This is a genomic window from Ningiella ruwaisensis, assembly GCF_004798935.1.
Classification (GTDB): domain Bacteria; phylum Pseudomonadota; class Gammaproteobacteria; order Enterobacterales; family Alteromonadaceae; genus Glaciecola; species Glaciecola ruwaisensis.
This window is the reverse complement of sequence record NZ_RAHT01000008.1, coordinates 163,267-170,972: the sequence shown is the minus strand read 5'-3', so window position 1 is coordinate 170,972 and position 7,706 is coordinate 163,267. Positions and strand designations below refer to the sequence as shown.

8 protein-coding genes and 2 pseudogenes are annotated in these 7,706 nt (G+C 41.2%); 2 read left to right on the top strand and 8 right to left on the bottom strand.

Features of this window, described 5'->3' with window-relative positions; genetic code table 11:
• Nucleotides 1–47 precede the first annotated feature (47 nt).
• The 4 genes and pseudogenes from D6V41_RS15840 to D6V41_RS15825 form a co-directional block, all read right to left on the bottom strand.
• Nucleotides 48–188, bottom strand: a pseudogene (locus D6V41_RS15840) (transposase); the annotation flags it as partial.
• 24 nt (nucleotides 189–212) lie between these two features.
• Nucleotides 213–1,175, bottom strand: coding sequence for a nucleotidyl transferase AbiEii/AbiGii toxin family protein (locus D6V41_RS15835; RefSeq protein WP_136252513.1), 963 nt, complete (start codon nucleotides 1,173–1,175; stop codon nucleotides 213–215).
• Complete coding sequence (locus D6V41_RS15830) at nucleotides 1,175–1,900, bottom strand: DUF6088 family protein (RefSeq protein WP_136252512.1); 726 nt, start codon at nucleotides 1,898–1,900, stop codon at nucleotides 1,175–1,177. The genes D6V41_RS15835 and D6V41_RS15830 overlap by 1 nt, the downstream gene beginning before the upstream one ends.
• Nucleotides 1,901–2,009: 109 nt before the next feature.
• Nucleotides 2,010–2,828, bottom strand: coding sequence for a DUF2306 domain-containing protein (locus D6V41_RS15825; RefSeq protein ID WP_136252511.1), 819 nt, complete (start codon nucleotides 2,826–2,828; stop codon nucleotides 2,010–2,012).
• 211 nt (nucleotides 2,829–3,039) lie between these two features.
• On the opposite strand from D6V41_RS15825, the gene D6V41_RS15820 reads away from it, so the two are divergent.
• Nucleotides 3,040–4,116, top strand: coding sequence for an AraC family transcriptional regulator (locus tag D6V41_RS15820; RefSeq protein WP_168711061.1), 1,077 nt, complete (start codon nucleotides 3,040–3,042; stop codon nucleotides 4,114–4,116).
• A 46-nt stretch (nucleotides 4,117–4,162) separates the two neighbouring features.
• Here the strand turns inward: D6V41_RS15820 and D6V41_RS15815 are convergent, their stop codons facing one another.
• Complete coding sequence (locus tag D6V41_RS15815; protein ID WP_136252509.1) at nucleotides 4,163–4,378, bottom strand: helix-turn-helix transcriptional regulator; 216 nt, start codon at nucleotides 4,376–4,378, stop codon at nucleotides 4,163–4,165.
• Nucleotides 4,379–4,392: 14 nt separating this feature from the next.
• The gene (locus D6V41_RS15810; protein ID WP_136252508.1) at nucleotides 4,393–4,815 is read right to left on the bottom strand and encodes a hypothetical protein; all 423 of its coding nucleotides are present in this window, start codon (nucleotides 4,813–4,815) and stop codon (nucleotides 4,393–4,395) included.
• A gap of 288 nt (nucleotides 4,816–5,103) precedes the next feature.
• On the opposite strand from D6V41_RS15810, the gene D6V41_RS15805 reads away from it, so the two are divergent.
• Nucleotides 5,104–5,700, top strand: a complete 597-nt coding sequence (locus D6V41_RS15805; RefSeq protein WP_168711060.1) for a DUF4136 domain-containing protein — start codon at nucleotides 5,104–5,106, stop codon at nucleotides 5,698–5,700.
• Here D6V41_RS15805 and trhA read toward each other — a convergent pair.
• Together trhA and D6V41_RS15795 are read right to left on the bottom strand one after the other, a co-directional pair.
• A complete protein-coding gene (gene trhA, locus D6V41_RS15800) occupies nucleotides 5,694–6,344 on the bottom strand; it encodes a PAQR family membrane homeostasis protein TrhA (protein ID WP_136252506.1) in 651 nt (216 codons plus the stop codon). The genes D6V41_RS15805 and trhA overlap by 7 nt on opposite strands.
• A gap of 12 nt (nucleotides 6,345–6,356) precedes the next feature.
• Nucleotides 6,357–7,693 (bottom strand): annotated as a pseudogene (locus tag D6V41_RS15795) (magnesium transporter).
• Nucleotides 7,694–7,706: the final 13 nt, after the last annotated feature.

Here is a 7,706-nt window from a genome sequence, read left to right as displayed (position 1 = left end):
CCCCTCTAAAAATAATGGGCTCTACCCCATAAACGGGGGATCAGCGTTCATCTTGTTATATTAATAATCCCATTCCAAGCACAATGGGTCATCACTCTTATACGATAATTTTCAAAGTTTCTGAAACCATACGCTCTTCTCGATATCATTTCCATTTTATTGTGAAAGCCTTCTGTTATTCCATCATTTATTCCTAGAGCGCCAAATGGACACTAACCGAGCCTTTGTAAATGGAATTGAAGGAATTTTAACGAATTTGCTATCTCCTCAATATCGGGACGCTCCCCATACACAAGGTCGGCAAATACACCGTTATACGTTGTGAGTAGCCTTTCATGCCAGTCAGAAAATTGGTTAAACAATGGTGCGTCTGCTAATGAATTATTAAAACATTTTGCGCTAAAAAAGTTACCTGACGATTCTTCATCAATACAGATTTTGCACAACGTTAAAAATTCATCGCTTTCAACAAATACAGCGTTTTCGGTCTGTTGAAGAATGAGACAAATATCATAGAGATGTCGGATACGCTTTGATAGCTGGGCAACAGGATCATCACAATAACTATCTTTTATGACACCGAGCATTTTTTCTACCAGCGTTCGCTTGACGGACAACACTTTGATTTGAAAGCTTTCTAAGTCAAAGTTGCTGATAAGTTCTGTACCGTTCAGGCTGGGAAGTGTTTGGGCAATAATGGTTTCAATACTTTTAAGCTCACAGGGTTCAGGGTGCGTGAACGCGTTGACTTCAATGAGTAACTCGGGTGAAGCTTGTCCAAATTGAGTGCCATCTACATGGCGTGGATATTGGTAAACTGTTTTACGATATGTAGAGCCTTTCGAAATGCGAGGATCATCTATTACAGCAACCAAACCTGCACTTACAGTCGCCTCTGCTGATTTTAACAATTTCTTGCGAGCTGCATCTGTTTTGTTAGCAGCAAAGATAGCGAGATCAATGTCTTCTGAGAATCGTTCAACGAGCTGATAGGCTTTTGATAAAGACGTGCCGCCTTTGAATACGACATCTTCTACGTAGTTAGATTGGGATAGTTGTTTGAGTGATTTTGTTACCCAATAGTCTTTTTCAATGTAAACTTGAGGCAATCCAATGTACTCAGCGGTTTTTTCAATTAATTCAGAGAAAGCGTCCTTGTCTTCGTGTAATCGCATTAGCGTATATTCCAATCCTTAGCTTCAGGCCAGTTCTTTTCGTCAAGATTCAGATTATAGCTTGTTGTTGGGTTAAGAGAACAAGCCAATGTTTTTGATAAGGGTAGCCGCAAGTTGGAATACAACAAACCAACCAAAGCCTTGGTTTGTGGGCTATAAAACTCCTCTGCTAAAGCAACCAGCCGAGATTGTTGTGCCTTGCTTAATTCAGAGACCTTTTTACGCATGATTACAAGAGAGAAATCGACATCAGCGTCGGGTATGGATTTGATGTCTTTTAGTACATCTAAATATTGCAACAAAATAACTTCTTTTTGCTCAATGGGCACGCGCGTTGACTGAGTTTTGATACTGATAGTACCAAAATCTTTTCTTTGACGCGCTCCATTTACTGCGACCGTAATAGTACGAGGCATCTGCGTCGTTAGGCCAAGTTGATTGAACAGCGATAAACCTGTGATGTAACCGCGTAATTTACCACCTTTGTACAGCACAGAGCGAACAAGCTCCTGATCAGAAGGTTTGCGTGTACCAAGTAACCCTTTTTTTGGTACATAAAATTTGCCTTTTGATAGACGCTTAACACGTTTATCATCAACCATTCGTTTTACAGCTTTTATTACTGCATTAGGCGAACGAGCATAACTTGGCAACTCCTGGTAGCTAAACAGCGTGCCAGCAGGGATTGTTTCAATGCTTTTTTGAACGGTTTGAGCAATACTCATTATAAAACCTCCTTGTTGCATCATAAGCAATTATGCATTGGTAGGCAAGTTTTTAATGTTATAAACATGCCTCATTTAGATTGCAGGATAAATCTGAAATGAGCCCAATTCACTCTTCAAACAAACTTGGGTACCAATTTCCCATGGTTATGCCAATAAGCCCGGTTAAGAATATCAGTGAAATAAGCGACAACACCAAACCTAGAGACACTTTCGATTTTCTGGAATTATTGCGGATTGCATATCGATACCATTCAAATATCAGTAGCGGAAGCACATAAGAGCAGATACTCACGGCGTATACAGTAGGTCCGGTAAAATCGCTGGTATTTACCCCTAAAGGACCGAATAGTAGAAACCAGCCAAATATGAATAGGCGAAAAAACAGTACACCATTTGCAGCTAAAAATAATCGGATTGCCCATGTTTGATGGCGCTTGATATCTTTCCCGCGGATAGCTTTAATGGCGAAAAAACTACTGCTTAAAACAACAAGCCCACTAAAAAATGTCATGCTGTGAAGAAAAAGGTCACCGACCGTTCCTCGAACCAGAATCAAGTACATGCCGGCAATTGATATCACGCATGCCAAACTAAGATACAATCTTCCATTAAGGCGATGAAAACTGATGAAACGATTGCGAATAGAAGGAATTAGCTGCAAGCTTCCTCCCGCAATCATCACAATCGCCAAGAGTACATGTAGCCCATAAAAGAAATTGCCAAGAGTATCGTTTGACACGTAGGCCGTATTGTTAAATTTGTTCCAGTCTTCAATTCGGTTTTCAATGGAGGCAAGTCCATAACCTAGCATGAGATAGGTAATAAAGATTATTTGTGCCAGAATTAAACACGACAGCCAAAGGCGAGTGCCAATAATGAGCGTCTTTTCCGAAAGCGAAGGAGTGGTTGAAAATTGAGCTGACATACTTACCTGATGTTTCTGATTACATGCATCAGATAGTAGGCCGTTTATTACGTAATTCTTTTCAAATTTCGAATTCGACTATATAAAAATGCGAAATGGCTTACTTTTTACTACCACCAATTTTACATATTTCCTTACAAACGTAATTTGCGACCCGTCATTTAACTCAATAGACTCAGATAATATCAAAATAAATACCATCGAGAAAAAAATGGACTGGCCAAATCTATTTCTTCTTATCGCAAGCTGTTCCCTGATGCTTTTGCAGGCAGTTCAAAAAAATAAAGAAACAAAGCATTATTTATTCGCTATATTTTGCGGTTCAATGGTGATGGTTTCTTTACAAAACCTCAGCGCTCCAGCATTAGGCGCTTATCAGCATCTTATAGGTCTTGGCGCTTGCGCCACTTGTAATATGGTATGGCTCATCTCCCGTTCATTATTTCGCGACAGGAATGCAATTGCCATTGAACATATTGCGGTTGCGGGCGTTATCGCAATAATGATAATGCTTAACCAAACGAATGCTTTTTTGGCTGGAATTGATATTCACGCGCCATACCTCACACCACTTAAGGGCGGGTTGAGCGAAGTGCTCAATCTTTTGTCATCTACGGTGCTAGCCTTGACCTTTTGGGAAGCGTTAAGGCAGTTTTCATGCAAGTCAAAGCAGGAAAAACTCCAGCGATTAGTTTTTGCAGGTGCATTTATTTTTGGATTGTCGGCGTGTATGGTGTATCCAGCCATGGTTCAAAATAGTGTAAAACTTGAACTTATCATGCCTTATTTGATGGCGTGTTCAGCATTTGCAATTATGCTGAGTATTCAAATTATTCTGATGCTTCAGGCTCATCAATCTCGTACTAAACCAGAGGAAAATTTACATGAAGGTACTGAACGTCAGTCTTTGAACCCGATTAGTAGTATGAGTTTTCATTCGATTGAACCCAGCACTATTATTGCGATTGAAAAACTGATTTCAGATGAGCAGATCTTTTTAAAGCCGAATCTAAAAATCATTGATATTGCGCAGGCCATTAATGAGCCTGAATACAAAGTAAGCCGCGCCATCAGGCATCATTTCAAATCGCAAAATTTTAATGCCTTTATTAACTACCATCGTATAGAACATGCAAAACATTTACTAAGCTCAGATAATACCAAAGCTTGGAGCATGCTGGTGATAAGTCTGGAGAGTGGTTTTTCATCGTTAGTAACCTTTAATCGCGCATTTAAATCAAGCGTCGGTTTGTTACCAAGCGAGTATAAAAAACATAGGCTGATTTAAGAAGCTTTGCGATGTTCTATTAGATAAGCAGCCTCGCTGTGCTTTTCTACTCATCCCAATAAAACACATTTTCAATACCTACGTTGAAATGCTTCGCAATTTTAAACGCCACCTCAAGAGATGGCGAATACCGTCGCTGTTCAATGGCCGCAATAGTTTGGCGGGTTACGCCAACCGCATCACCTAATTCTGATTGCGAAATCTGTCCATTTGCTTCTCGCAAGGCGCGGACCTGATTCGCAATAGGAAATTGCTTAGACATAAGATATACACGCTCTAAAACATTGGCCTTCTGAAAAGGTAAATTTGTATGGCATACTCTGCAATCGATGCAAGCAGCAGGCTCGAAAAAACAAGATAAAATAATGCGTCGCCGTTACCGATAAGCAAATAGAGCAGTAAAGCGGCAACCACACCGACGTCAAAAATGACGCCAGATGTATTTCCTGCCTTTTCTATCACCCGACTTTCTCTTTCATCTGTTTTTCCATTTGCATCCTTTGGGCTCAGCGCTGCAATAACGATATGGCCAACAATAGATAAAAGCGTTAATACGATTGTAAAGCCAATAAATAAAGGAACCGATGGCGCAATTATGCTACCCATCTCTATATTTGTTAGCACCGCACGTGAAAACAAAATTCCGGTCACAAGAAGTGATATAAGCATCACCCACGCAGATTTTTCTTTAAATGACATAAGCTCTCCTACACTTAAAAAACAACACAGCACTAATTACTGCCCGTTGCAAATGTTTGATGTTAAAAATACTTAACATTCAAAATAGCTGTGTTTTAATGTTATGTCAAATATTTTTAACATCGCCTGTATTCGACAGATTAAGCAATATATACAGATTTTCGCTAACTTCTTATTTCTTTCGAACTTATTAACTGGTTAAAACTCTTATATTTACATAAGATAATGGAACCTAAAAAAGCAAATAAGCTCGCAATCAATACCTATTTAGAGTGTAAGGAACTTAGAATGCAAACTGTACGTTTACTAATATGCGCTGTGGCAGCTATTATTTTGACGGCTTGTGCCAGCGGTCCAAGAGTCTATACAGATTATGATCCTGAACAGGATTTTACCCAGTATCGCACCTTTACCTGGACAAGCGATGAACCACTTAAAATGCAAAGCGATGCTATCATCAGCCCCTTGGTGCAAAATCGAATCATTGATGCGGTGAAAGCGACGATGGAGACCAAAGGCTACACATTTGTAGAGTCTTTAGACCAAGCGGATATTGCCTTATCCTTTACAGTAGGTTCTCGCGAAAAAATGCGTGTCATGCAGGAGCCAACATTTATGGTAACAAATGGATGGCGATGGGGCGGCCAATACTGGGGCTTAAACATGCCACTTTATCAGGAATCTACTCGCATTTATAACGAAGGTAGTTTAGCGATTGATGTATTTGATAATGCGCGCAAACAGCCTGTTTGGCATGGTGTCTCATCAAAAAACTTATCTAGTGAAGAAAAAGCCGGAAAAGAGGAATTTGTCAATTTGGCAGTAGCCAGCACTTTAGCTGACTTTCCAAATCAGGGGCAGGCTTTAAAAAGTGCTGTTCAATAAACGTAAACATAAATAGCGAAGAAGTGGCAGGCGGCGCCTGCCACTACACAAAGATGCCACAGCGCGTGTGAATAATGGCGGCTTTTTAGCATATAAAGAGGTATTCCTGCGCTGTAACTCAAGCCTCCAGCCAGTAATAAAATAAAACCAGTTAAATCAAGCGCCTGATATATTGGATATATCAAAAATAACGCTAACCACCCCATAATCGCATAGGTATAAACGCTAATCTTAGGATACTTGTAGCCAAATAACAGTTTAAAAGTAATACCGGCGATTGCGACCGACCATATCACGCCAAGCCCAAGCCAGCCCCAGAATCCTTTAACCGCTAGTACCAAAAATGGTGTATATGAACCTGCAATCAGCAGATAAATCGAAATATGGTCGACTTTGCGCAAAAATCGCCGTTTCTTTTCATCGATAGAGATGTGGTAAAGCGCTGAAGCAGTGAACATGGCAACCAAACTTAGTCCATACACAACAGCAGTAAGGCTGGCGACGACGTCGTTTGATGCAAGTAAGAGTAAAATCAGGCCTGCAACACCTAACAGTGCACCTAACGCATGAGTGAGAGAGTTGATCCACTCTTCACTTCGAAGATAGGCATTTAAATCGCTGTCCTTCGATTTTTTAGGAAGCATATGTGTATATCGTTAAAGTAAGAATAGTGTTCCTAATCCCAAAAAGGCCACAAAGCCAACAATGTCGGTGACGGTTGTTAAAATAACGGAGCCAGCCAACGCAGGATCAATTTTGAGCTTATGTAAAATCACAGGCAAGGTAACGCCTGCAATTGCTGCCGCGACAATATTAAATAATATAGCAAGCGCAATCACAACGCCTAGCATCGGGTTTGAAAACCAGAAATAGGCCACAATTCCGATAACAACAGCCCAAACGGCACCATTGAGTCCGCCAACACGCAGTTCTTTTTGAAGCAAGGCTTTTCGGTTAGCACTAGTGACTTGTTTAAGCGCAAGGCCACGCACTATAAGCGTTAAGGTTTGACTGCCTGCGATGCCTCCCATGCTAGCAACCACTGGCATCAATACCGCTAACGCAACAACCTGCTGCAAGGTGGCTTCAAAAAGACCGATAAACCATGATGCCAAAAATGCGGTGATCAAATTAATACCAAGCCATACTGCTCGATTCTTCGCACTTTTTCGAACCGGCGAGAATAAATCTTCTTCCTCGTCCATACCAGCGCTTGCCATGACTTGTCGCTCATAATATTCATTCACCAGTTCGCTGGCGATGAGCATATCCACGCGACCCAATAACTGTCTGCCGTCGTCAATCACCGGTAGTGAAGCAAAGCCAGACTTTTGTACCCTGCGAGCAGCGGCTGTACAGTCGTCATCGGCCTTGATAACGTCAATATCATCCTCAGACAAATCAACCAGTGGCAAATGCTCAGGGGCACCGAATATTTTGGTTAGTCTGACTGCTTCTGAAAACTGTCCGGCTCGATTTAACAAAAATATCGTGTCTGCATAATCTGGGACTTCGCGTCTGATTAGTCTTAAGGCATCTCTTACCTTGGCATTTAAAGGAAGCACTAATAATTCATGGCTTAGCCAATGACCAATTTGATTATCAGAGTACTGACTTGCATCTTTAAAATACTGACGCTGCTGCTTGTCCATCGCAGTAATTGCGCGATCAACCAGTTTACTTGGAAGGGTGTCGGCTAATTCGAGTAACTGCTCAGCGTCAACATCGGCGAACAATGCATCCCATTCTTGTGCGTCGATATCATTTATTAAGGTTTCACGCGCATCACCGCGCATCTCCACCAAAACATCGAGTTTTTTCTGACGCGGGATATCACGCCAAACCGTTAAGCGCTGCTCATATGGAAAGATTCGAGTAAATGGGCGATGTCGTCTTCATCTTGGGAGATGATGACGTTGGTAATTTCTTCTACACGCTGTAAATCTGGTGCAGATACTATCTCATCAATGAGGTCGGGAATTTGTTCAGACACAAACGCTCCTAAA

Coding starts and splice junctions, on each gene's coding strand:
- D6V41_RS15835 (WP_136252513.1), bottom strand. CDS start 1,175: ATGCGATTACACGAAGACAAGGACGCTTTCTCTGAATTAATTGAAAAA.
- D6V41_RS15830 (WP_136252512.1), bottom strand. CDS start 1,900: ATGAGTATTGCTCAAACCGTTCAAAAAAGCATTGAAACAATCCCTGCT.
- D6V41_RS15825 (WP_136252511.1), bottom strand. CDS start 2,828: ATGTCAGCTCAATTTTCAACCACTCCTTCGCTTTCGGAAAAGACGCTC.
- D6V41_RS15820 (WP_168711061.1), top strand. CDS start 3,040: ATGGACTGGCCAAATCTATTTCTTCTTATCGCAAGCTGTTCCCTGATG.
- D6V41_RS15815 (WP_136252509.1), bottom strand. CDS start 4,378: ATGTCTAAGCAATTTCCTATTGCGAATCAGGTCCGCGCCTTGCGAGAA.
- D6V41_RS15810 (WP_136252508.1), bottom strand. CDS start 4,815: ATGTCATTTAAAGAAAAATCTGCGTGGGTGATGCTTATATCACTTCTT.
- D6V41_RS15805 (WP_168711060.1), top strand. CDS start 5,104: ATGCAAACTGTACGTTTACTAATATGCGCTGTGGCAGCTATTATTTTG.
- trhA (WP_136252506.1), bottom strand. CDS start 6,344: ATGCTTCCTAAAAAATCGAAGGACAGCGATTTAAATGCCTATCTTCGA.